The 25567-nt window shown below is 46.0% G+C and carries 22 protein-coding genes; 13 read left to right on the top strand and 9 right to left on the bottom strand.

What is annotated here, in order from left to right:
- Positions 1–90: 90 nt before the first annotated feature.
- From C9I89_RS18985 to C9I89_RS18975, 3 genes are all read right to left on the bottom strand, one after another.
- Entirely contained in the window at positions 91–2667 is a 2577-nt protein-coding gene (locus C9I89_RS18985; protein ID WP_170107740.1) for a LuxQ periplasmic sensor domain-containing protein, read from the bottom strand.
- 18 nt (positions 2668–2685) lie between these two features.
- Positions 2686–3789, bottom strand: a complete 1104-nt coding sequence (locus tag C9I89_RS18980; RefSeq protein WP_107284888.1) for an autoinducer 2-binding periplasmic protein LuxP — start codon at positions 3787–3789, stop codon at positions 2686–2688.
- Between the two features lie 155 nt (positions 3790–3944).
- Positions 3945–6290, bottom strand: coding sequence for a PilZ domain-containing protein (locus tag C9I89_RS18975; protein WP_245905527.1), 2346 nt, complete (start codon positions 6288–6290; stop codon positions 3945–3947).
- A 152-nt stretch (positions 6291–6442) separates the two neighbouring features.
- Here C9I89_RS18975 and radA point away from each other — a divergent pair, with 152 nt between their 5' ends.
- Positions 6443–7825, top strand: a complete 1383-nt coding sequence (gene radA, locus C9I89_RS18970) for a DNA repair protein RadA (protein ID WP_107284886.1) — start codon at positions 6443–6445, stop codon at positions 7823–7825.
- Between the two features lie 84 nt (positions 7826–7909).
- Here radA and C9I89_RS18965 read toward each other — a convergent pair whose 3' ends face one another.
- The 3 genes from C9I89_RS18965 to ettA form a co-directional block, all read right to left on the bottom strand.
- The gene (locus C9I89_RS18965) at positions 7910–8902 is read right to left on the bottom strand and encodes a M23 family metallopeptidase (protein ID WP_107284885.1); all 993 of its coding nucleotides are present in this window, start codon (positions 8900–8902) and stop codon (positions 7910–7912) included.
- Positions 8903–8918: 16 nt separating this feature from the next.
- Positions 8919–9299 (bottom strand): PilZ domain-containing protein, encoded by a 381-nt coding sequence (locus C9I89_RS18960; RefSeq protein ID WP_107284884.1) that lies wholly within the window; start codon positions 9297–9299, stop codon positions 8919–8921.
- A gap of 220 nt (positions 9300–9519) precedes the next feature.
- Positions 9520–11187, bottom strand: a complete 1668-nt coding sequence (gene ettA / locus C9I89_RS18955; RefSeq protein ID WP_107284883.1) for an energy-dependent translational throttle protein EttA — start codon at positions 11185–11187, stop codon at positions 9520–9522.
- Positions 11188–11327: 140 nt separating this feature from the next.
- Here ettA and sltY point away from each other — a divergent pair, with 140 nt between their 5' ends.
- Together sltY and trpR are read left to right on the top strand one after the other, a co-directional pair.
- Entirely contained in the window at positions 11328–13259 is a 1932-nt protein-coding gene (gene sltY / locus C9I89_RS18950) for a murein transglycosylase (protein ID WP_342750175.1), read from the top strand.
- Between the two features lie 120 nt (positions 13260–13379).
- Complete coding sequence (trpR, locus tag C9I89_RS18945; protein WP_107284882.1) at positions 13380–13688, top strand: trp operon repressor; 309 nt, start codon at positions 13380–13382, stop codon at positions 13686–13688.
- A 51-nt stretch (positions 13689–13739) separates the two neighbouring features.
- On the opposite strand, the gene yjjX is transcribed toward trpR, so the two are convergent.
- From yjjX to C9I89_RS18930, 3 genes are all read right to left on the bottom strand, one after another.
- Positions 13740–14270 carry an inosine/xanthosine triphosphatase gene (gene yjjX, locus C9I89_RS18940; protein ID WP_107284881.1) on the bottom strand — a complete coding sequence of 177 codons (531 nt, stop codon included), beginning with the start codon at positions 14268–14270 and terminating at the stop codon, positions 13740–13742.
- An 84-nt stretch (positions 14271–14354) separates the two neighbouring features.
- Entirely contained in the window at positions 14355–14993 is a 639-nt protein-coding gene (locus C9I89_RS18935; RefSeq protein WP_107284880.1) for a helix-turn-helix domain-containing protein, read from the bottom strand.
- Between the two features lie 630 nt (positions 14994–15623).
- Positions 15624–16760 carry a hypothetical protein gene (locus tag C9I89_RS18930; RefSeq protein ID WP_107284879.1) on the bottom strand — a complete coding sequence of 379 codons (1137 nt, stop codon included), beginning with the start codon at positions 16758–16760 and terminating at the stop codon, positions 15624–15626.
- A gap of 460 nt (positions 16761–17220) precedes the next feature.
- Here C9I89_RS18930 and C9I89_RS18925 point away from each other — a divergent pair, with 460 nt between their 5' ends.
- The 10 genes from C9I89_RS18925 (at position 17221) to C9I89_RS18880 (ending at position 25507) form a co-directional block, all read left to right on the top strand.
- On the top strand, positions 17221–18243 hold the full coding sequence (locus C9I89_RS18925) for a tetratricopeptide repeat protein (protein ID WP_107284878.1): 1023 nt from the start codon (positions 17221–17223) through the stop codon (positions 18241–18243).
- A gap of 296 nt (positions 18244–18539) precedes the next feature.
- On the top strand, positions 18540–19148 hold the full coding sequence (locus C9I89_RS18920; RefSeq protein WP_107284877.1) for a TetR/AcrR family transcriptional regulator: 609 nt from the start codon (positions 18540–18542) through the stop codon (positions 19146–19148).
- Positions 19145–19954 carry a winged helix-turn-helix domain-containing protein gene (locus tag C9I89_RS18915; RefSeq protein ID WP_107284876.1) on the top strand — a complete coding sequence of 270 codons (810 nt, stop codon included), beginning with the start codon at positions 19145–19147 and terminating at the stop codon, positions 19952–19954. The genes C9I89_RS18920 and C9I89_RS18915 overlap by 4 nt, the downstream gene beginning before the upstream one ends.
- 3 nt (positions 19955–19957) lie before the next feature.
- Entirely contained in the window at positions 19958–20479 is a 522-nt protein-coding gene (locus tag C9I89_RS18910) for a FidL-like protein (RefSeq protein ID WP_211315280.1), read from the top strand.
- Between the two features lie 945 nt (positions 20480–21424).
- Positions 21425–21703: a BMC domain-containing protein gene (locus tag C9I89_RS18905; RefSeq protein WP_004249182.1), complete on the top strand. Its 279-nt coding sequence runs from the start codon at positions 21425–21427 to the stop codon at positions 21701–21703.
- Between the two features lie 26 nt (positions 21704–21729).
- The gene (locus C9I89_RS18900) at positions 21730–22014 is read left to right on the top strand and encodes a BMC domain-containing protein (protein ID WP_107284875.1); all 285 of its coding nucleotides are present in this window, start codon (positions 21730–21732) and stop codon (positions 22012–22014) included.
- A gap of 13 nt (positions 22015–22027) precedes the next feature.
- The gene (locus tag C9I89_RS18895; protein ID WP_107284874.1) at positions 22028–22306 is read left to right on the top strand and encodes a BMC domain-containing protein; all 279 of its coding nucleotides are present in this window, start codon (positions 22028–22030) and stop codon (positions 22304–22306) included.
- Between the two features lie 90 nt (positions 22307–22396).
- Positions 22397–24055: an acetaldehyde dehydrogenase (acetylating) gene (locus tag C9I89_RS18890; protein WP_107284873.1), complete on the top strand. Its 1659-nt coding sequence runs from the start codon at positions 22397–22399 to the stop codon at positions 24053–24055.
- A 26-nt stretch (positions 24056–24081) separates the two neighbouring features.
- Complete coding sequence (locus C9I89_RS18885) at positions 24082–24339, top strand: EutN/CcmL family microcompartment protein (RefSeq protein ID WP_107284872.1); 258 nt, start codon at positions 24082–24084, stop codon at positions 24337–24339.
- Between the two features lie 16 nt (positions 24340–24355).
- Positions 24356–25507: a 1-propanol dehydrogenase PduQ gene (locus C9I89_RS18880; RefSeq protein WP_107284871.1), complete on the top strand. Its 1152-nt coding sequence runs from the start codon at positions 24356–24358 to the stop codon at positions 25505–25507.
- Positions 25508–25567 lie beyond the last annotated feature (60 nt).

The following is a 25567-nucleotide window of genomic DNA, read 5'->3' as shown; positions in this document are numbered from 1 at the left end:
GTTCGGAATATTAAGAAAAGGAGCCGTAAGGCTCTTTTCTGTTTTTAGTCCAATTCAGGTAATACATGGTGAGCAGGGGGGATTGTCATATTAATCAACAGTATCCTGCTGAAATTTACGTTTTAGCAACTTTTTATGGTTTTGCTGCAGGGCTTGTAAAAGGGATTCCTCTTTGAGTGGTTTAATCAGCACTGAGTTAGCACCGGCAGCAATAAAATCATCGTGGGTCTGTTGAAATGCATCAGCAGTTAAGGCAAAAATAACGGTTTTTCGATTTAAGTCATTGCGGATCATTTTGGTGGCTTCAATACCATCCATCATCGGCATATGGTTATCCATAAGGATCAGGTCAAAGTCATGTTTTTTGACCCGCTCTACGGCCTGTTGTCCGTTTTGAACGCATTGCACATGATGGCCTTGCTTTTCACAAAAAGTCTTCGCGACCAGAGCATTAATTTTATTATCTTCAACGACTAAAATATCGAGCCCTTCAATCTTTACCGTGTCCAGGTTGTCGTCCGGCTCAGGCTGTACAGCTGTATGTGATTTGGCCAGGGATAACTGCAACGCAAAAACGGTTCCCGTGCCAATAGTACTTTCCACGGATATCTCTCCGTCCATAAGTTCAACCAGTTTCTTCACAATGGACAAGCCTAATCCGGAGCCACCATATCCCCGTGTAGTTGAATTTTCCGCCTGAACAAAGGGTTCAAATAATTTGTCGATTCGCTCTTTTCGAACACCGATCCCGGTATCGGAAATAATTAACCGCAGGGTAACCATCTGGTCATTTTCAGCAATGAGTTCGAGGGTTAATTTTACCGTACCCAAGTGAGTAAACTTCACGGCATTACTCAGCAAGTTAAACAGGATCTGACGAATTCTGGCATCATCAGCGAACAGCTGAAGTGGTGTGTCAAGTGTGTTGCAAACCTCAAGGGTTAACCCTTTCTGATGACACAAAGGCTGATAAATATCAGAAATTGAGCGGATGATATCGTCTAGCTGAAAATCAACTTTATTTAACTCCAGCTTACCCTGTTCAATTTTTGAAAAATCAAGAATATCGCTAAGTAATGTCAGTAAGTGGTTACCACTCTCATAGAGCACTTTCATCTGCTGTTGCTGTTCATGGCCGGTCAGCGTTTTCTGGATGATTTGTGCCATCCCCAAAATACCGTTGAGCGGGGTACGTATCTCATGGCTCATGGTGGCTAAAAAGGCGGATTTTGCCCGGTTTGCCTCTTCAGCGGACAGGCGGGCATTATGACTGTCTTCCTCGGCCTGTTTTATCATAGATATATCAAGCCCTTGGGCGATAACAGCAGTCGTCTTACCGTTGACTATTACCGGTGCCATATTCCATGCAAATGAACGACCTTGCATTGTGCTGAGAACAATATTCTCAACAATCTTGCCGGCAGCAGCTTGTTGTAAATATTCAGCGGCATCGCGTTCAAACTGTTCAAAATAATTTAGAGAATGGGACTTCTTAATATGAAAGCCAAGGCATTTCTTTGCTGCCGGATTTATGTGCTGAAGCGTTAAATCGGTATTCCAAACAAGAATGGGGGAAAACGCAAAGTTAAACAAATCATCTAATGAACGCTCTTTCTCGCTAAGCTGAACCAGGGTTTTTTCAAAGGCTTTGCCTATACGGTTAAATTCGCTGATCTTGCCAGTATTATAAGGCTGGATATTGTTTTGCACCGTGGCATTTCGCGCATAGTTAACCAGTTGATTTAGAGGCGTCAACATACTTCGACGGAAAAAACAAACAACTAAAATGACCATGATGATGATCAGGGCAGCCCCAATCATTGCACTTTGTAGATATTGTGATTTCAGCGTAACGATATTGTTGTTACTGTGCAGGATAACAAAGGAAAGGCCATTTATATTCTCTTTAAGGTTAACCGGAATTTTATGCAAATAATCGCTTTCTGACATTTCCGGAGTCGATAGGGTAATATAACGGTACATGGTTAAATAGTCCGGGTCATCCGATCTGATCGATGACGCTAAAACCTGCCCGTTATAAGTGATCATCAGTGCTTTGTTACCACTGGCCTGCCGCATCATTTGCACCAACGCCGTGTTATCATTCAGTACCACGGCCACGTACAGTGCAGCCGCAATTTTTCCGGATTCAGGCAAAATAACAGGCGCCTGACGAAGGAGTATCTGGCTCTCACCGAGTACGGTTGTAACAGAACGAAGGTGCCAGCCGTTTTCCGGCAGGCGATCTCCAATCAGTCGGTTTAATTCAGTGATATCCAGGCCGAGAGAAAGGCTGTTGCTGTCATTCCAGATCACCCCGTGATCCATGGCGATAAATCGAAAGTCCGGGCTACTTTCAGGGGTGCTTTCATCAAGCCCTGAAAAGTAACGGTCTAATACACGGGGATCTTGTTTTTCAAGGTGCTGGTGAATAGCTAACTCAACAGCACTGCTATCCTGGCCATAACGTAGCGCGCCAAGCTGAAAGCTCAATACCGCGTGTAACAAGTGATCAATTTGCTCGAAATGGTGCTGGGTTTCCCGTTTTACTGCCTGGTACCCAGACTGGAAATTTAGCACCATAAGAGCAAAGAGGACGACGGAGAAGCTCGCCAGCAACAGTCTTAAGATAATATGCGAGAGAGGTTTTTCTTGTTTTTTTGCCATCATAATTACCTGACTTCGTTATTGGTCGGAATAACGAAAAGCACGGTGTTTTAAGGTATTGAGTCGCTCTTTGCTGATCCCTTTGGTGACCAGCACCAGTTCACCGGAATAAACTAGTGGAACAGGTCTGTTTTGCCGATCAAGCTTAATAGCTTCAGCCATAGCGACACCGGTATCATCGTTCATTCGCATGACTGTTACATCTAAGTCAGCATTTTCAATGGCTTCAAGTTCAGCCGAGCCGCCTCCCCAGCCGTTAACCCGTACCTTATTTTGCAATCCCAGCTGTTTTATCGCGTCAGCGGCACCAAGGGCAACATCGGTTGCACAGGCATAAAAAAAGTCTAAATTCGGGTATTCGCGCAATGTCGACAGGGCGGCCTGATAGGCTGACTCACGGTTCGCTTTGGTATAGTACGAGGTTCTAAGTTTAATGGTTTCGGCGCTTTGCATGGCCCCAATAAAGGTGTCGCCCCGAGCAGTACTTACGTAGCCCTTAGAGAAATACAACATGCCATAATCAGCACTTCGGGGGAACGCGGCTTTATAGTAATCCGCTAGCATCCGGCTGCCTGTTGCATGATCAAAGCCGACATATAAAAAAGGCTGCTTATCCTGCCACGCCTTCAAGGGCGTAGTAATATTTTGCAGGATAATTTTAGGCCGCCCCCTACTGACAATACGCTCGATAAATTTTTTATGGCGTAGGGTATCCAGGGTGAAAATCAGATAATCGGGATCGGACTTTAATGCTTCAAACAGATATCGGCTTTGTTCTCTCGGCTCTAATGAAGGCTTGGTGAAAAAAGGCTCCAGTTGATAAGGAATGCCAAGCTCTGCCATCCTGGACTGAAATGCCGAGATATTTCTGCGCCAATAATCGGACACTTGCTCAGCTGGGAGGACCATCGCGACTCTTAATGGTTGCTTGGCTCTCAATGTTGGCGGGCTTGCTGGTAGCTGAACTTGAGCAGAGAATGCTATGGACAACGGTATTTGCTCGGGATGGGTGGTTAGGTACTCGCTTAGTTCCCAATAATCATGCAGGGGAGCAGCTGGTACGAGGCTTGAAAAAAAGCCAATGACGAGCACAAAATTGAGTTTGATCAGCAAGTTGTCCATAACTAACAGTTCATCCTAAATCGATTTGGGTGTGCCGATAAATTAGACATACACATCATTAAAATAGTCTATATCATCAAATAATGTCCGATTTATTAACGATCTAACCGCAGCAGAATGGAAAAATACTAAGGTTGATGATGAAGGTCACCTTATTAGTTAATTTCGAGCCTGACTAAGACTTCATCGGTAATATTGAATATCTCGCCACAGCCAATTAACGAGGTGAATTCCATCTCCAGTGCGCGGGCTCGGTGCATAGTGAGGCGAGCCAGTTGGCCGAGATCTTCACGGATCAATGCCGTCATAGGGTTTAAAACCGGCACTGCGGTAACACGAATAGCAATAAACTCCCCGTGGCGTCGTGCTTTTTTGATAAAGCCAATGCGTTGCTCTGCATCATCAAATTCATCTAGTAGCCTACTTTCGATATGGTGAATAGTGTCGTCCTGGCGCTGTATCCAAAGGTACAATTCATGGATAAATGGTTGGCGAACCTCAACCGGGCGCATGGTTTCAGCCAGCATCCGGTTTACCCGGTTTTTAAAGACAGGATGCAGCGAAAAATGATTTCCGCCTGCTAGCTGGTTGAACAGCTTTGGTAGCGTAGGTAATGGAAAATTACTGCCAATTGCCTTGAGAGTGACCTTATGCTCGCACTTTTCGGCAAAATAGGGTACGCAGTTCAGACGTGTTAACAGCATTTGATGCATCGCCAGCAGAAGCTCCCCTGCAGGCAAGTTCTCCTGCGCTAACTTCAGCTTAGCTTCGTTGCGCTTGATCAGACGGCGTAAAAAAAGTTCCCCTTTTAGCGCCTCTTCTCCGCTGCCTGTCGCTAGCTGAATACTACGGCAATCAGGGCTAACCCGAACAATACGATAAGGCAAATTTCCCAATGGTGCGTTTTTATCAAGCTTTTGTAATTGAGTGAATTTAACCGTGACCTTATCGTCTCTTTTGGTCTGAAATGGTTCAGCCAGAGTAAGATGCAGCCCTCGACTGGAAAAGTCGACAGTCGCTCCGGCGACTGTTCCCATTTTAGGATGGTGAAGCTCGACAGGAGTCTGATAGATAAACCGGGATTCGCTTCGTTGCGGTTTCGGGTCGAAGAAAATGGCTTTGGCCTGACAGATTGGGTTACGCTGATGTCGGAATGATCCCAAGGTTTTTGCCGGTAGCTTAGGTTTGGCAGTCAAGCGGTAGTCATGCTGGGCTTGGGTATTGGTTAAGTCTTGCAATACGCCAATATGTGTCAGGTCTTGAAACTGTTCAACCGGCTCTTCTGCGATATCATGAAGGCGATTGAGATCTTCCGCGCTTAACGGATATACCGTTAAGCGGGTAACTCGCCAGCTCTTGCGTGATGCACCCACCTGCCAAAATAGCTGACGCTGCTCCTGAGTCATTTCCGGTAACGCCGCGGAATAAAAAAAGGTTTTCTGCTCATGTTCAAGATTAAAGCTGTAGATCAGGGTACTGCATTGCTTGAGTCCGGTTTTGCCCAGGCTCGCCATCCGCTCTTTTGATAGCAAGTGATTGAGTACGGGCTGATTACGCTCGTCGTGCCAGTCTTTCCATATATTGTGGTTCTGCTCTGTGAGCAGGCAGTACTTCAATTCTGTGCCGGAAAAAAACAGTGGCATACTGGAAGTGTGCTTCAGGAAGCAATGTTCATAGCCTTTGGTACGGGCCTGGATGACCTTGTCTTCGTGATTATTTCGGGTACGATTGTTGGCTGTTTTTTGATTGCGTTCAATGGCTTCTTTTATCGCAAGGTTGTCATCTAATGCGATCAGGCGCAGCCATTTAAAGCTATCGTTGTCTTTGTTGCTATCGATACCTAAAATTCGGTATTCCGTTCCTTTGTTCAGGCGGGCATCGTTGTACTCTTCAGCCAGCAAAGGGAAACGAGCAATGATTGTCTGACCTAAATTGTACTTAAATGCTGACGGTACTTTGAATTTAGCGCCAGAATAAGAGAGATCCGATGTCACCCCATGAACACTCTGGCCGAGAGGCAGGCTCAGATTGACCTGAGTGGCAATTTGCAGACGATTTTCCTCGCGGGTCAGGTAATGGCCGAAGCGAATAAGCGTGGCATCAAATTGGGTATCGCGCGCCGACTGGAGAGGGGTTTGCGGGTTAATCTTTCCTTGCTGGTGGAGTACTCGAAAGTTATTACGAGTATTGGTCAAGGCTTCATACAGGCCAGTACGATATTTCCCGCCATAGACTTTTATACGTCGGTGATAAGTATTTATGGCAACGTCATCAAGCCAGTGGGTGAGACCATGCAAATCGTATGGGCGGCATTCCCCCTTTACTCGTCCGCGAAGATCAATAATCTTCTGGCACGGAGCCATTATGCGATTAAGTTCAAACTTTATTTTCAGGCGAGTCGGCCCTGTTTCATCCACAGTCAACAACTGGAAGACGTCATTAAAATCTTCACTGTCATAAACGGGGAGAAGTTGTTCGATTAGTCCGCTATAGTCATCCATCAATATGCTTTTTTCTGATACATTACCCCTTGGTTTGTTATCTGCATTTTGCAGTAAAACTTTAGCCTGTATCAGGTTTAATCTGCTAAAAGCGACGTTTAAATACTCTTTTTGAAAATAGTGCGCGGTTGATCAATAAATTAGGATGCGAGATGGCAAAAACAAAGCGCGCTTATGTGTGTAGTGAGTGTGGTGCAGATTTTCCCCGTTGGCAGGGGCAGTGCAGCGCTTGTGCTGCCTGGAATACAATTACAGAGTTTACGATTCCTAAAACCAAGACAGCGATAGGCACATCAGCGACGTCCGGTAGTTATGCGGGAACGACAACGAAGATCCAGAAACTGTCTGAAGTTGAAAACAAAGATATGCCCCGTTTTAGTTCGGGGATCGGTGAGTTTGATCGCGTCTTAGGCGGCGGTATTGTACCGGGCTCGGTACTATTGTTATGTGGTGATCCAGGGGCCGGTAAATCTACCCTTTTATTGCAGAGTATTGGCGCTGTTGCTGCCGAAAAATCGGCACTTTATGTTTCGGGTGAGGAATCGGTTCATCAGATTTCCCAACGTGCTAAACGTTTGAGTACGCCAAACCTTGATAAAATCAGTGTGGTTGCTGAAACCTCGGTTGAGCAGGTGTTAAATCACGTTGTTCAGCAAAAAGCGGAGTTTGTCATTATTGACTCCATTCAGACCATGACGGTGGCACACTCCGATTCCGCTGCCGGTAGCCCAAGCCAGGTAAAAGAATCGGCTGCGGCGTTAACACGTTTTGCCAAAACCGAAGGGGTGACCTTCGTGATTGTCGGCCACATTAATAAAGATTCGAATGTGGCCGGACCCATGCAGCTGATCCACATTGTTGATGGTTTGTTTGCCTTATCATCAACGTCTGATGAGAAGTTCAGGGTATTGCGTACCTCAAAGAACCGTTTTGGTGCAGATTCGGAATCTTGTTTTTTTGCCATGACAGAACAGGGCATGAAGCAGGTTAAAAATCCATCGGCAATCTTCCTTAGCCGTTCGAATAAAAATCACGCCGGATCCGCCTGTACGACCTTGTGGGAAGGAACAAGACCGTTGCTGGTGGAAATACAAGCGCTGTGTAATAACTCGGTTACAGAGAATCCTCGTCGGTTATCCGTCGGTTATGATACCAACCGTTTGGCGATGTCGATTGCGGTGCTGGCCCGCCATGGCGGGGTCATGCTGTCAGACATGGATATTTTCGTTAACTGTGTAGGCGGTATTAAGATTGAGGAGACCTCTGCCGATCTGGCCGTGCTGCTTTCAATCTATTCGAGCTTTAAGAATGCACCGATCCCGCAAGATGTTTTAGTCTTTGGTGAAATCGGTCTGAATGCGGATATTCGTCCGGCAGCTAATGGGATAGAGCGGATCCGTGAAGCAGCTAAACAAGGCTTCACCCGGGTTATAGTGCCGAAAGCGAATGCCAGTCGCAAGATGAGTGGCGTTGAAGTTATTCCGGTCGAAGACTTGCAGGAAGCCCTGGAGGCATTTGAGCGCATTGCTCTGTAACTAGCATCTGATTAGCCCCAAAAAAGCGAGAGCATCGGCTCTCGCTTTTTTATTGCCGTCCGGCTTGTTGGAATTGGTATAACCCTACAGCTTCTGCTTATCGGTTGATACCGTCTGAGTACTGGCGGTATCAATGGATGTTAGCTGTTCTGGAGCACGGGTTAACTGCACCTGCATAGAGACAACGTTACTGATCATTTCAAGCAGTGCCGCCCATTGAACGGTTTTTTCTTTTTCAAACAACGAATCAAAATTTTCGGGCGTCCAGGTGACAAATGATCGCGGATTAAGGGCGCGGCCTAAAAAACGAATTTCATAATGTAAATGCGGCCCGGTTGATAGCCCGGTGTTGCCAGACATGCCAAGCAAATCCCCTTTACGAACAAATTGGCCTCTTTTTATCTTGAACTTACTCATGTGTGAATAAGTGGTCGCAAAGCCTAATGAGTGGTTGAGCTTAATGAAGTTGCCAGAGCCTTTATTACTTGGCCTGACAGCTTCCACTACCCCGTCAGCAGGGGCATAAATAGGTGTACCGGTGTTGGCCGCAAAATCGAGCCCTCGATGGTATTTTCTTTTACCGGTTACAGGATGTACCCGGGAACCAAAGCCTGATGACATTCGAATACCCGGGGTCGGGCTGCCATTCGGGATCAGGCGAAATAACGTCCCTCTTACCGCCGAGCTGATCGCGGCACTGTCGATGCGCTGTTCTAAAGTCACCTCTTCGCCGTTTTCATTTTGCAGCCCTAAGATGGTTTCAACATCATCAACACGCTGGGCCAGCAGCGCCAGTGCTGCATTTTTATCTTCCAGTTGTTGAGTAAGAGCCTGGTTGGCTGCGCTCTCTTCAGACAGCGATTCCGTGAGTTGCTCAGCTTCAACATTCAGCAGATCTAGCTGAGAGGATGAAAAGAGGGTTTGCTGGTAAAGGGCATAAATGCTGTAACTGCCGCCGATCAAAATAGCGGATAGTAATAAAAGGAAAAGGGCAAGATAGCGTTTTTTAAAGTGGTTGATCAGATAATGGGATGTTCCTCGGTGGTCTGAGATTGAGATGCAAAGATTGTTGGACATGATGATTGGTTAGCTTCTAGTGCTTGTTAAGGTGATTTTCTAAATCTGTCAGTTGTTCCAGTTCGCGATGTAATAGCTCATCAGTTCCGACATTTAGTTCGACAAGGCGTTTCAAATGGCTGGCACTGTCAATATCAAGGTGGTGAATTTTCATTCGTAAAAAATCGCGGCAGTGACTGATTAACTGAGTTTCCATCGTCAGTTCAATGTCGCATTCATGTAGGCAAAAGTTGACCGTGTAGTGGGGATCGGTGCTGGGCTGCCAGTCAGGCGGGCAGGTGAGCAATATCCCTTTTAATGATAAATCACGGACAACAGTCTGCCATTCACCTTCTGCCTGACGTAACGTAGCGGGTGATTGGTAGAGGATGCGTATGAATTGACGACGTTCAGTCATAGTGATCTTTTTTTAATGATTATCTTGTAAGTGTACGTATAAATGAGATTTTTCTCTAGGGATGTGATCACAAAACCATATATACCCAAGTAACCCTGTATTTAGTCAAACAGGTTTTTATGGAATTTGTTGAGAGATCAGGCATGAACAAAAAAGGGCTGCATTGGCAGCCCCTTTTTTGTCAGTAATACAATGTCAGTAATGTTCGTTTAGCAGGACATTACTTTGTCATGCGCTTGTACTTGATACGGTGCGGTTCTGCCGCTTGCGCACCAAGGGTTTTCTTCAACCAGTCGGTGTATTCGGTGTAGTTACCTTCGTAAAAGTTAACCTGACCTTCATCACGGTAGTCAAGAATGTGCGTTGCGATACGGTCAAGGAACCAACGGTCGTGCGAGATAACCATGGCACAGCCAGGGAACTCAAGCAGCGCTTCTTCCAGTGCTCGCAGCGTTTCAACATCCAGGTCATTGGTCGGTTCATCGAGGAGTAATACGTTGCCACCGGCTTTTAGCAGTTTTGCTAAGTGAACACGGTTACGTTCACCACCAGACAGATCGCCAATGCGTTTTTGTTGATCACTGCCACGGAAGTTGAAACGTGAAACGTATGCACGTGCCGGTACTTCATAATTATTGATGCGGATGATCTCTGCACCTTCAGAAATTTCCTGATATACAGTGTTGTCATCGTTCATGCTGTCACGGAACTGATCAACCGATGCCAGGCTGACTGTTGTACCCAGCTCGATCGTACCGGAATCAGGCTGCTCGCTACCGCTTAGCATTTTGAACAGGGTGGATTTACCGGCACCGTTAGCACCGATAATGCCGACGATAGCACCTTTTGGCATGCTAAATGACAAGTCATCAATCAGAACGCGATCACCAAATGATTTGGTCAGGTTTGTAACATCAATAACCTTATCACCCAGGCGCTCACCCGGCGGAATGAACAGTTCATTGGTTTCATTTCGTTTCTGGTGATCGCTGGTATTTAGCTCTTCAAAACGAGCCATACGGGCTTTAGATTTAGCCTGGCGACCTTTAGGGTTTTGGCGAACCCATTCAAGCTCTTTAGCGATAGTCTTCTGACGCGCATTTTCTTGTGATGACTCTTGCTGCAAACGTGCATCTTTCTGTTCTAGCCAAGAGGTGTAGTTACCTTGCCATGGAATACCTTCGCCGCGGTCAAGTTCCAGAATCCAGCCTGCGGCGTTATCCAGGAAGTAACGGTCGTGGGTAATTGCCACCACGGTACCGCTGTAATCACATAAGAAGTGCTCTAACCAGGCAACAGATTCTGCATCAAGGTGGTTGGTTGGCTCATCCAGCAGAAGCATGTCTGGCTTATCAAGCAGTAAGCGGCAAAGGGCAACACGGCGACGTTCGCCACCCGATAGCAATTTGATTGGAGCGTCCCATTCAGGTAGACGCAGGGCATCAGCGGCACGCTCAAGTGCGTTTTCAAGATTGTGACCATCTTTGGTTTCAATCAGCGCTTCAAGTTCACCTTGCTCTTTTGCCAGCACATCGAAGTCGGCATCGGGTTCTGCGTAGGCGGCATAAACCGCGTCAAGGCGAGTAAGGGCATCTTTAACGTCAGAGACTGCTTCCTCAACGATTTCACGTACAGTTTTTTCTTCGTCAAGTACCGGTTCCTGTGGAAGGTAGCCGACGTTTAAACCCGCTTGCGGGCGGGCTTCACCTTCGATATCGGTGTCGATACCGGCCATGATACGTAGCAGGGTTGATTTACCCGAACCGTTTAAACCCAGAACACCGATTTTGGCTCCAGGAAAAAAGCTTAAAGAAATATTTTTCAGAATTTGACGCTTTGGTGGAACAATTTTGCCCACGCGCGACATGGTATAGACGTATTCAGCCATATCTGTTTGCGATCTCTAATCTAATTGAAAGGGAGTATTTTACTCGTTCTCGACCTAACATTAACAGTACTGATCATAATTAGCGGTTAAAATGAATACAAATACCAGACTAAAACAGCAAACCGGAATGGAGTTTTCTAGTGTCTCGCTTTTTTGTCCATAAGGTCTTATCAGCCGTCTTGCTTATGCTGGGGTTAGGGTGCGCTCTGATCAGCCAGGCGGCACCGCTAGAACAGCAACGTGAGTGGTATGAACAGGCTGGCGTCGCACTGGAGAATAACAATCTAGACAAATATCGTCAGCTGCGAGAGAAGCTTGACGATTATCCGCTGTCCCCCTACCTCGACTATCGTGATTTTACTCGCCATTTGAAAGATAAAACGCCTGAGCAGGTCGAAGCATTTATTGACGATCATCAGTCCTTGCCGTTTGGCTCCACGATTAAAGAACGGTATCTGGCACTCTTGGCCAATACGAGTCGTTGGCAAAATTTCATTGATGTACAACCGATGCCCCCGGGGGGAGAGCTACTGAAATGTCACTACTATTATGCCCAGAGTAAGCTGGGAAATACGGCCGTTGCCTGGCAGGGGGCGCAGTCTCTCTGGCTGACGGGCAAATCGATCAGTGATGCCTGTGATCCTTTGCTCGCAAAGTGGCAAAAAGCAGGACAACGGACAGATACCTTGATCCTTGATCGCATGCTCTTGGTATATGCAGAAGGCAATAGCAGTCGTTTACAGTATCTGAATAAGCAGCTGACCGAAGCCGGTAAAAAGAAAGGCGACGACATCTTGGCATTATTTGAGAAGCCGGAACAGGTTTCGCGCTTTGCAAAACGTAGCAGAGTAACGCCTTTTAATCAGTATCTTACGGTGATTTCGTATAAACGTTTGGCGCGCAAAGATATCAAAGAAGCGGTGAAGCAATATCAGGCGGTGATGGACGGGCAACACTTCGGCAAGGCAAAACGTCAGGTGTTGGCTGACTATTGCGCGGCGCGGCTATTTTCGACCGAGAAGGAAGAGTTGATCCGGTGGCGCGACAGTAAAATTCGCACCAGCCGCCAAACTCACCTGCTTGAACGCCGGATCCGTTTAGCCATTAGAGAGGCGGACTGGCAAGGTGCCGAAGAGTGGATTAAGCACTTGCCGAAAGAAGTGAAGCAAACAAGCCGGTGGACATTCTGGCAAGCTCATTTACTGGCACAAAAAGGTCAACAACAAGCCGCAGACAAAATCTACACATCGCTACTTGGCCAGCGTGATTTTTATAGTGTCGCCGCCGCAACAGTGTTGAAGAAACCGATTCATTATCCGGTAAAAAAAGCTCCTTCGACATTGAAACTTAGTCAGGTATACGCAGAAACACTGAATCGGATCAGGGAGTTAATTGCATTGGATAAGATTTTTGCAGCCAACCGTGAGTGGACCTATTTGCTGAATGGCCTTGATAACGAGCAGCTTCAGATCCTGGCCTCTTATGCTGCTGCCAATAAGTGGCATCACCTGGCAGTGCAGGCGACGATTTCTGGCCAGTTATGGGATCACATCGAGTTACGTTTTCCCATTGCTCATAAATGGTGGTTTGATTTTTTCAGCAAAAGACGAGGCGTGCCAACGACGACGATGATGGCGCTGGCAAGACAGGAAAGCGCCTGGAATGCGGAAGCACAATCTCCGGTAGGGGCACGTGGTTTAATGCAACTGATGCCTGCGACGGCAAAAGATACGGCGGAACAATTGGGCCGGAATTACCAAGGTAAACACAGCCTGTTTGATCCTGGCGTCAATATTCGTTTAGGCAGCGGATACCTTAAGATGATGCTCGATCGTTACGATAATAATCGGGTGTATGCGTTTGCCGCGTATAATGCCGGGCCGACGAGGGTGAATCGGTGGCGCGAAGGAAGTGATAGTATGCTGGATGTATTCGCTTTTATTGAGGCGATTCCTTTTAATGAAACTCGGGGATATGTGCAGAACGTATTGATGTTTGAAGTGTATTACGGTGATCTGATTGGTAAGGAAACCAGCCTGCTGAATCAGGATGAATTATCGGCGCGTTATTGATACCAGTTTGAATCACGCAGATTGAGACGGTTTGGGGTAATCCGGTTGGTATAACCTTGGTGAAATTGCAATAACACGGTAAAATTCTTATCAGATTCAAAATGCTGTAATGAGGTTTAAATGTCCACAACTCCAGAAATGCCTGATTTTACTGACTGGCAACAGGTCGTCGATTTATTGCGTCAGGCTGCAAGTGAGCAAAAAGATGATGTCTTGTTAAAGTTCCTACTGACTCCCGATGAGAAGGATACCCTGCTGGGACGAGTAAATATTCTTCACGAACTGCTAAACGGGCAACGCAGCCAACGTAAAATCAGTGAGTTGCTTGGCGTTGGCGTCGCGACTATCACCCGTGGTTCAAATGAGTTAAAGCATCACGATGACGAAACAAAAGCTTGGTTGGCTGAGTTGCTGAAAAAGCAGCAATAATTGCCAACCGGTAGCTGAATCACGGCCTGTTTGGGGCTTCTGTTGGAGAAGCTAGCTCTTACTGGCTGGAAATAGCGTCTGATTCATGAAAGGGATCAGAGCTAGGATCAATGCCTGCTGATAGACAGAACTGCGGCTGAGTATATTATTGGTTAGCATTGCAATGGCCCCGCCTTTTTGCTTGATGTTCTGTTGATTGAACATTTCGTCCATCACATCACCCAATTCAATACCTTGTTGTATTTTTTCCAATGCCTGCGCAGGTAAAGGAAGCGAAGCAGAGCGAGCCTCACCGCGTTGATTTCCATTTTCAATTACCATCCAGGCGAAGGTATAGTGCCCATCTATACCCGCTTCCAGCCCGACATAGTAGTCAGCTTCCGGGCGTATTTGACGAGCATTCTTAACCCGGTTACGAGCACCTCGCAACGTTTCATCGGCAGATAGCGGCTGATCTCTTACTTCACTTGAGACACTTATCCCTTCGATAGAGAAAGACTGCTCAGGAAACGCTTCACAAAAAGCATCAGCGACGGCAGATATTTTGGCTGGATTCGCTGAGGCAACGATAATAGTCGACATATAGATACCAATTCATCATTTAACCTCAGCTATTTTACGGAGTTACAGCCTTAAGTCACGCTCGGCATGGCCTAAGCTGGATAGTTATCGATTATATGCCCAGTCAGACTGAATAATGTAACCGTGGATCTGGTACTCATCATTGTTCACAAACAGATTCGGAAAATCAGGCTGTGACGTTGAGAAAACGACACCGTCAGCTAATTGGGTCATGTGGTAAAAATCAGGTTCACTGCCTCGAACAGAGGCAAAAACCGGTTGCTTGGGGCTATAAGCTGCCGTTTTGGTTGCCAGGGCATAGCTACCCACAGGGGCACATTGGGCAATATTTTCATTATCCACGAACAAACCAAGGCACTCATCACGCTTAAGGTGTTGAGGAATAGCGCGTTTGCTAACAACGTCAACAGATCCCCCTTCGCGGTATGAAATGAAGTCTTTGCGATGAATAATCGGAATATAGGTACAGGTTGTACCTTGTGTCGATTCGTTGGTGATCGTTGTGGTTGCCTGTGTTCCAGTATCAATCTGGCCCGTCAGGATATAACTGATAGACGTATTCAGGGTGTCAGCTATTTTTTCAAGCTCACGCACCTCAATACCGTACTTTCCCGACAACTTACGGCTCATTGTGCCTTGTTGAAGCTCTAATGCTTCACCGAGTTGCTTTTGGCTGATGCCTTGAATTTTAGCTAACCGCTTAATTCTCTCTAAATATTCCATAATATTAGCGTCCTGCTCACAGTAAAATGAATGCAAAAGGCATTCTTAAAAGTCATATTCTATTTTACTGATAACGGCATTGAAGGAATCTATGGGGTATAAAAAGTGGGATTGATTTCGTTAAAGGAATATGCCCAAAAAGACTTATGGGTAAAAAAAGGTACAAATTTCGCGTGACGAAATAACAGGGTGGAAATAAGGTAGCTTAAGAGTCGTACAAAATTAGAGGGAAAGAAGCGGGGAATCCGGGGTTATTGCTGCCTTTATCGAAAAACGGCCTATCAATAAATCGACTGGTTGAATCTCACTTTGCAGTGTTTCGTACTGTATGTTCCGTGTTTTAAGCGATGAATTGCCTGTGGCGGAGATGATTCGCATCTAGGAGGCCTTTAGTAGGGATTAAAGCGATCAAGAGTATCTTTACTTGCTGACCTTTAGGTTTTGGTTGCTAGCTAATGCCTGCTTAAAACCAAATAACTAGCGGGTTGAAAGATAAAAAAGGCTGGTCATTGTTTTTGCATATCGTATTAACCAAAGCCAATCAAATGGAAGAAATACCAGTAATATGCCGGGAGGGGATGTTTGCTGCAAGGGGATGCGCAGACGGCTGGGCACCGAAGAATGATTTAATCAATTTTGGGGGAGATCGGCGTGTGATTCCACCCCCAGTAGCGAAGCTATCAGGATACACTCCAGCCCAAATGAGAAATAGCCTGCATATCCCAGTAAGGGCATCTCAAACAGATAGAAACGGTTTACATAGGGAATACTGTACTGCCAGTGTGCGGTACTTCCATAGTTCCACAACTCCCAACAAAAACCACACTGTAGACCGGCCAGTATCGGCAGACAGACAGGACGCCAATCCCCATATTGCACTGATGAAAATACCGTTCGATATCCAGCCAATACTTGTAATGACAGCAGTACAATCAGTGGAGATAGCCAAATGAGCGGGTAGAAATAATCAGGCCATCCCCCCAAGGCGAACAGAGATAAGGTCGACGCTATCAACCCTATTACCGCGAGTACACGAGGATAGGAAATTTTAAATGTCCAATGATTGGTATAAGCATGCTGCATGCGGCTGAAAGTCGCCAGCCAATACGTTGTACTCAGTACGGCGGGAAGTACGGTTGAAAAAGCCAGGCTGGCGGAGAGTATGCGGCTCAACGGAGAAATATCCCCCAATCCCACGTAATACCAGTTATGTACAAATTGGTTGAGATATTCGAAGAACCACCAAAACAGCGCACTGACGGCAAATAGCAGCAGGAACTTTCCCGGCTGAGACAGCATTAAGCAGCGGCCTTTACGCTTTACGCTCAGACCGTTCATCAGCAGGATGTATCCGAGCCAGAGGGGCGTGAAAGTATATCGCTGCCACTCGTTTGGTTCGTCAACGCTAGCCCAGGCCAGTGCCCAACTGAAGAGGAGCATCGCTATCCCCAACCACCCCCACCAAGGAAACGGTGCATGTTTGGCAACGGACTTGACTGGGGGGCCCTGTACCCGGAACAGGCGATACAGAAAAGGCATGACACAGGTAAAGATCAATAAAGTCAGTAGTATAAATATCGGCCAAGAAAAGGGGGGATGCTGTACATAGAGGGTCGAGGGCATAAAGTTCAGGTATTGTGCCAGAGGTTTTCCGGTAAGGAAGGCACCCGCCAAAGGGGGGATTACCAGAAGCGCGGCAGCCAATATCACCCATCCGCTCCATACCAACCACTTATCACAGCCCGCCGCCTTTAGTCCGAAAGTCATCTTTGCCGCTCCATGATCCAGCTAGTACGCCTCGCTTAGCACTAGAGTCGATCTTAGCACCCTTTAGGCCAGAATGTTTTTTGTCAATCGCGTTCAATCACATTGGTGCTTGCGCTGATAGAGAGGATTAACAAACAGTTAATTATTTCAAGGTAAAAAAAAGCTGAGCAAAATGCTCAGCAAAAGAAAAATACACAAAATAATTAGCAGTGGTTCAGCATCAAGCTGATGGTTAGAAGCATAACGTGTGAATATTGAATCTGAGCTGAATATCAGAAATTCAACTGTAACGTTTAGTATTAAAATGGCATGTTTGGGTGTTTTGCACGCATCAGCAATGCCTGAGTTATTGCGTCTATGGCAGGATCCCTCCGCTTAGTGGGTCATAAATAATTTTCTATTCGAAGGGTATAAGCTAATACTAATTACATACGTTAATATTCATCAGGTTGATTAAGAGATGCGAAAGGTTATTTTGGCTTGCCTTCTCACTTGTTGGTTTGCCTGCAGCGGGTTGGCTTGGGCTGATAATGACGTAGATATTAGTGAACAAAACGGTCAACAAGGTAATTACACCGATGCACTGGCGCATTTTCGTAAAGCGGCAGAGCAGGGTAGTGCAAAGGCTCAGCATCGCTTTGGCATTATGTATAAATATGGCCAAGGTGTCTCCCAAGATCACAACAAGGCCGTTTACTGGTTCCGAAAGGCTGCAGATCAAGGGTATATGCATGCGCAGTTCAGCCTTGGCTCGATGTATCGACATGGGCATGGTGTCAAGCAAGATCACCTGCAGGCTGTTTCTTGGTTCCGTCAATCTGCTGAGCAGGGATATATGAATGCTCAGCTCACTCTTGGATCCATGTATCGACATGGTGACGGTATTCCCCAGGATCTTGAAAAGGCGGTTTATTGGTTCCGCAAAGCTGCGGAGCAGGGGGATGCATTTGTCCAGCTCTCCCTTGGCTCTATGTATAAACACGGAGATGGCGTCGCGCAGGACTACCAGCAGGCGGCTCATTGGTATCGCAAAGCAGCAGAGCAGGGGGATGCACTAGCTCAGAACTTCCTAGGATCTATGTATGTCTTAGATAAAGGAGTCCCACAAGATTACCAGCAGGCTGTCTATTGGTTCCAAAAAGCCGCACAGCAGGGGAACGCAAATGCCCAGTACAATCTTGGCATCATGTACAACAACGGCCAAGGTATCCCACAGGATTACCAGCAGGCTGCTTATTGGTTCCGCAAGGCTGCTGAGAGAGGCAAAGCAAACGCCCAGTACAACCTTGGCGTCATGTATGGTAACGGAGATGGTATTTCGCAGGATTACCAGCAAGCTTATGCATGGTTTTCTGTATCAGCGGCAAGTGGATATCAAGATGCATTTAAAGATCGTGAGTTGGCGGCAGCTAATCTAGATAAAAAGGGACTCACTGAAGCTCAAGCGTTGGCAGAGAAGTATTCAAAGAAATATCGGCCTTAGTTGTGCTTGACTTCGTTTGGCCAGTAAAGATGCCATGGGGTTGGCTATTGAGTAGTATGCTTAAGGGGAATGGGTGTTGCATATAATATGCTTAAAAGTGTCGCGTAAATGCTTTAAATTTAGTAGCTTTGAGTCTTTAAAATTGTATTATGTAGTGAATTATCCTGCTAATTAGCCGTCGTCGAAAAAATCATGTGTGACCCAGCGAACATATCCGCCATTTGGTCTTGTTACAGCCATACCTGAATTGATTTAGATCAAAATTAATCATACCGACTGGACGGTATGATCTCGCCATGAATAACAATTACCACCGAAAAAAAGACCCAGAACGGGTACAGGAACAACTTCTGGAAGCTGCGAGTTTAATTGCGGCAAGGGATGGCATTGCTTCTCTGTCGCTCAATGCAGTGGCGCGCCAGGCTGGTGTCAGTAAAGGGGGATTGTTGCACCATTTTCATGGGAAACAAGAGTTGATCCACGCTTTATTTTCTCGCTTATTGGCGCATATGGAGGAAAGAATAATGGCGCTGATGGAAGCGGATCCTAATCCAGAAGGGCGTTTTAGCAGGGCTTATCTGATGTATCTTGCCGATATTGGAGAGACAGATGAAAGCCGCCAATTGGCTCTGCTCTCATTAGCGATGCCGAATGAGATGGTGTTGCGTAAATGCTGGCGTGACTGGATGTTGGGTCATTTGGCGCAAGCTGACGAATTAGATCGCAGCTACGTTGGTAATTTAGTGCGTTATGCCGCAGACGGCTTGTGGCTCTCGGAACTGACTGAGGGACCAACGCTTTCTCAAACAGAGCGGAAGGATCTGGTAAACAGACTGGCAGAGATGACCCAGGGAGGACGAGACAAAAGCATTCCCTCAGTGGGTAATGTTATGGGACAAGAATGAAGTATAAAATCAATGCCTTTCTTAATTACGATGCCACCGATGGCTCGTTGAAATTAGATGATACTGGCAAATCCGATACCAAACTTTCGATCACTGCTAACGCTCTGCTCTATGTCCTGATTCAGAATCCGGGGATAATGTCGCGGGATGATGTGATGAAAAAAGTATGGGACGATAATGGATTAGTGTCATCAAATAGTAACCTTAACCAGTACATTTGTTTATTGCGTAAGGCATTTCGTAGTTATGGGATTGAGAATATTATAGTCACCATTCCTAAAGCTCGGCTGGAGATCAACCCTGAACTAAAAATTGAGGTGGTTGATGACAATATGCTCCACCCTATCTTTCAGCAACAAGCCGTCAGTAAATCAAGCCATGAAAATGAACAGTCGGTGCCGGAATATACCGATATAAGCCTGGTTGCCGACGATAGTGGTGACAAATATTGGGGTTATGCAAGTGTGGTTATTTTTATGTTGGCATTCGCAGTATTTTGGGTGTCGATATTTTCTGAACGTCCACTGCAGATGATGACGCTTACTCCAGTGGAACATAGCCAGTGTGAACTGTTATCCACAGAAGCGATGATCAACGCAGCAGTAAAGGATAGTTATGGAAAAAGTTTTGACGCAGTGAAAGGAAAGCTCGCGCTCGATTGTGGCAAAGAAGAAAGATTTTTATTCTATTATGGCGACAAACTACAAACAAATGGACTGGGGCGAACTTTTTTGGCGCATTGCGCGGAAAACGAAGACAACCCGTTTAGTTATTGTGACAACTATTTTTACTATTCGTGGAAGTAAGTGATGCAGATAAAAAAAAGTGGAAAACTCTTCTTTTTCATCGCCCTTATTGCACTCATTTTTTCTTTATTTCCTCTGGCGTTGCAGAAGTTGCCTTCGCGCAGTGGCGAAATGAGCTGTTCGACTAAAGCTATTATGCACTTTGAAGATACAGTGACCGAATCGGTCAATGTCAATATTCACTTCCGTTTTGGCGAAAAGGGAAAAGGCTCGATTGTGGTCGAAGGGTATTCAGACTCAAAAGCAGGGTGGCTTTATTTGCAGAGATACGTGAAATTTAATTATACCAGCCAGCGTGTATCCCCCACGGATCGCTATTACCAAATCAATAACTGGGTAGCCAAGAAATCATCCATTGATGAGTCACCGGATGTTATTTTTGCTTATTTTATGCGCGAAATGTCCGACAGCCATGATGATTTATTGCTGAAGGCTAAGAAAATGAATGAGAAAACCGTATTGTTAAGTTCTCTTAGCTCACCATTATTTATTTGTGCCCTGAAGAGTGGCAGCAGTATTAATTAAACGTCAATTCATTAGCATTCAATGGGGCTATTTTAAATATTTCATTTAACCATTAATCAGGGCGAGCTGTTGCGCTTGTTCTATCCCCCCTGTACCAACCGGTATAAAGACGTAACCAATCAGTGATAATAAAAAGGCCTTGATTAAAAATACTTGGTTTGTTGGGCTTATCTATCAGAACTACGCCATACCGACGTTCAGGCCTTTAAAATCCCTTCTATTGGAAGTGTGTCAGACGCTTGATAATCACTCTCCATTAATCAAAATGGACAACGGTGATATATTCACAAATTTTGGCTATTCTGCAATGGCTGAAAAATGTCTTTGGGACGGCTCGTTATACCGGCGGATCTCCTACCCTTGATGCTTATTGCCAGCATCAAGTTAGATTCATTAACCGTATCCACGAATAATCTCAGCTAGAAAACAGTTTCAGCTAATAATACGGCCCGCATTTTTCTTTCCTTCTTTGCTGCTCTTATCGAGATAGCATCAATCAATAGCGTTACTTCGTAAATATACCCATTTTTCCATCAATATCAGCTTGTCTGCTTATTGGACAAAGTTGATTCAGATAACAGAAAAAATATCCTCATCATTGGTTCATTGACCTGCCGTTTTCAATCCCCACTCATTTTATTAACAATGCTTTCTTGTCGATTAATTAAGCATTATAAGTTCGATTTACACAAGGCGGTGAATGTTGAAAATTACGTACGATACAGTTTTTTTGGATAAATAGCTGTGTGATTAATGGTGCGTGACAATATAAAACTCTATTTTTTTGTATATTTTGGATTTATCTGTTTTTGGTTTTTCCGGGGGGATATAGTCATCACCACAGCCTGAGTGCGTTTTTATTAACCGTCGCTGATGGCTCGTTCCGGTCATTGTGATTCGGCCGGGAAATGAAATAAGAAAACCTACTTTACGGAGAAAACAAAAATGGGTGATGCATTAGGTTTAATCGAGACAAAAGGTCTGGTCGCGTGTATTGAAGCTGCCGATGCCATGTGTAAAGCCGCCAATGTTGAATTGATTGGTTATGAAAACGTCGGTTCCGGTCTGGTTACGGCGATGGTGAAGGGAGATGTTGGCGCGGTGAAAGCGGCGGTGGATTCAGGTGTTGAGTCCGCACAGCGTGTCGGGGAAGTGGTGACCTCCTTGGTTATTGCTCGTCCTCACAACGATATCAACAAAATTGTTATTAAACACAAAGCATAAATAACTGGCTTAGGGGTAAAGAAAAAATGCGTGACGCATTAGGACTGATCGAAACAAAAGGTTTAGTTGCTTGTATTGAAGCAGCAGATGCTATGTGCAAAGCGGCCAATGTTGAATTGATTGGCTATGAAAATGTCGGTTCAGGTCTGGTGACCGCGATGGTGAAAGGCGACGTCGGTGCGGTTAAGGCGGCAGTGGATTCTGGTGTTGAATCGGCACAACGAGTAGGCGAAGTGGTGACCTTTAAGGTGATTGCACGTCCGCATAACGATATTGAAAAAATCGTTTCCCAGTACGTAGTGACTGAATAAAAAGGATATACCTATGAAAGATGCGCTTGGTCTTATCGAAACACAAGGTCTGGTTCCTAGCATTGAGGCGGCAGACGCTATGTGCAAATCAGCGAACATTGAGCTGATTGGCTACGAAAATGTCGGTTCAGGGCTGGTCACTGTGATGGTTAAAGGGGATGTAGGCGCAGTGAACGCCGCAGTGGAATCCGGTATTGAAGCTGCAAGTAAAATTGGTGTTGTGGTGTCATCTCGAGTGATTGCCCGCCCACATAATGATATTGAGAAAATTGCTTCTCAGCATCAGGCATAGTTTCGATAAATTCATTGCTTTAGTTTTTAAAACAAGAAGTTACTAACTTCATTCTCGCCAACACTCAACTCCTTTAACGGAGAAAGACTAATGATCACATTAGACAAGGATTTGCAATCCGTACAATGTGCCCGTGAGCTTGTTAAAAATGCCAAACAAGCTCAGGCCGTTTACGCAACATTCTCGCAGGAAAAAATAGATAGCATTATTAAACATATTGCTACTGAAGCATCCCGTCATGCCGAAGAGCTTGCCAAATTAGCCAACGAAGAAACAGGCTTTGGTAACTGGCAGGACAAAGTGCTGAAAAACGTTTTTGCTTCGACAAAAGTTTACGAGTACATCAAAGACCTTAAAACCGTCGGCATCATTAAAGATGACCAGATCAACAAAGTCATGGAAGTCGGTGTGCCTTTGGGGGTTATCACCGCACTGGTGCCTTCAACCAACCCGACATCCACCATCTTTTACAAGACGCTGATTGCGTTGAAGGCAGGCAACGCCATTATTTTCTCGCCGCATCCTAATGCGAAGAAATGCAGCCAGAAAGCCATTGAGATAGTGAAAAAAGCGGCCGAAGAAGCGGGCGCCCCGGCAGGGATTGTGGATGGTGTCTCGTTGTTAACGCTGCAAGCGACAAGAGAGCTGATGCATAGCAAAGACGTCTCGCTGATTTTGGCTACCGGCGGCGAGGCAATGGTGAAAGCCGCATACAGCTCCGGTACACCGACAATTAGTGGTGGCCCTGGTAATGGTCCGGCATTTATCGAAAGAAGTGCGGATATCAAACAAGCGGTCAGTGACATTATTACCAGCAAGACGTTTGATAATGGTGTTATTTGTGCGTCAGAGCAGTCGATCATCGTAGAGAAGTGTATTTACGATGAGGTGCACCGCGAACTGCTGGCGCAGGGCGTTTACTTTATGAATGATGACGAGTCGAATAAGCTCGCCAGCATTCTTCTGCGCCCTAACGGCATGATCAATCCTGAAGTTGTTGGTAAAACAGCGATTTACTTGAGTGGACGTGCCGGATTTTCTGTGCCGTCAAACACCCGTGTTTTGATCTCATTACAAGACAGTGTCTCGCACAACAACCCTTATGCCAGAGAAAAGCTGTGTCCGGTACTGGGTTTGTACATTGAAGACGACTGGATGCGTGCCTGCAAACGTGTAGAGGCGCTTCTTACCAATGAAGGGCGTGGTCATACGCTGGTTGTCCATACCAAAAATCAGGATGTCATCAGACAGTTCGCGCTGGAAAAACCCGTTTTCCGCATGTTGGTCAACACCCCCGCAGCCTTAGGTGGCATTGGGGCGACAACGAACCTGATCCCTGCTTTAACGCTGGGCTGCGGTGCACTCGGCGGCGGTTCTAGCTCGGATAATGTGGGGCCGCTAAATCTGCTCAATATTCGAAAGGTGGGTTATGGCGTGCGCAGCATTCATGATCTGAAACAACCTGAGGTATCAGCGGTAAACCAACAGCCTGAAATTTCCTCGGCTAATTACGGCAATACCAGCATCTTTGAAGACACCCGTTTCTCTGGTGGTCATGTGGCTCCTCGCGTCGAAAGTGATACGGCTTTGTATGCCGCTGGCGACAATCGCTTTGGTACGAGTGAACTGACAATGCCTCAAGGCGACGATCGTTTTGGTGCGGGTGAGGCGACTTCTCCTCAAAGCGACATCAATGAAGAGAATGTTGAACAGATCATCAAAGAAGTACTTGGTCGATTAACTAAGTAACACATTGATATTGGGTGATATAAACCATGATTCTCGCAAAGGTAACAGGACATGTGGAAGCGACACAAAAAAGTGATGAGCTAAGAGGCTGTAATTTACTTTTGGTGACCGCAATTGGAGACGATCAGGAATTAATTAAAGATCGAACCTATGTCGCGGTAGACAGCGTAGGTGCGGGCCGAGGTGACTTTGTGTTAGTCGAAGAATATTTTGCTTTGCACAAAGAACGCTATAAGGCCATGTCTATTGTTGCCATTGTGGAGAAGGTCCATAAGGACTGTTAAGGAGTAAACACAGAAAATGAGTGAATTTCTGATCAAACCAAAAATCCACTTTGGCGCCAACGCACTTGAAAGCATCGGTGCTCTAGAAGCCCGATGTGCATTTATCGTGACAGATAAAGCGATGGTGAAGTTTGGCATTGCAGAGAAGGTTTGCACCATTCTGCAAAACAATAACATTGATTATCATCTTTATGATGACGTGGAGTCCGATCCCGATATTTCTGCCATCGTAAAAGGCATGAAATTGATGGATAACAACTATCCCGATCTTGTTATTGCCTTAGGGGGCGGTTCGGTTATCGATGCAGCGAAGGCTGTGATTTACTCACTGTGGCACTGCCGCAAAGAGAGTGGTCGCGCAAAACCTTGCTTTGTTGCTATTCCAACGACAAGCGGAACGGGTTCAGAGGTGACTTCTTTCTCTGTAATCAAAGCCCGCAAAGAGAAATTGGTTATTGTCGATGAGTTTATGTTGCCCGATATCGCCATTCTTGACCCTGAACTGGTGAAATCGGTACCAGCGTCTATCACCGCAGATACCGGCATGGATGTGTTATGCCACGCGCTTGAGGCTTATGTTTCTCGTAATGCCTCTGATTTTACCGATGCCCTGGCAGAGAAAACCGTCAAGCTGGTCTTCAAGCATCTGATTGACTGTTATCACCACGGCGACAACCTCGAAGCTAGGGAAAGAATGCATAACGCTTCGTGTATCGCAGGCATGGCATTTACCAATGCCTCGCTGGGAATAACCCACAGCCTGGCTCATGCACTCGGTGGGGTGTTTGGAATTCCGCACGGGCGGGCAAATGCACTGTTGCTCTCTCATGTTGTGGCATTTAATGCCGACTTGCATGGTAGCTGTAACACCGACGCCGGCCAAAAATATGCCGAACTTGCCAGACTCATCGGTTTGCCAAGCAGCAATACACGTGAAGGTGTTACCAGCCTGATTGTGGCGATCAACGTCTTAAAAGAAGAAATGAACATTCCCGCAGGTATCCGAAATATTGGGATTAGCGAACAGGATTTCTTAAATAGCATTAACGACTTAGTTGAGCAGGCTTTACGGGACAGCTGCACCCCTACGAATCCGAGAGAAGCCCGCGCGCATCAAATGGAAACACTGTACCGACAAGCCTTTGCCGGTGTGACGCATTCAATATAGCGGCGGATGAAAGATAAAGAACGCCTGACTTATCAGGCGTTACAACCGAATTATTAAACG

Source organism: Photobacterium lipolyticum (assembly GCF_003026475.1).
Lineage (GTDB): Bacteria > Pseudomonadota > Gammaproteobacteria > Enterobacterales > Vibrionaceae > Photobacterium > Photobacterium lipolyticum.
This window is presented reverse-complemented; position numbering and strand designations above follow the sequence as displayed.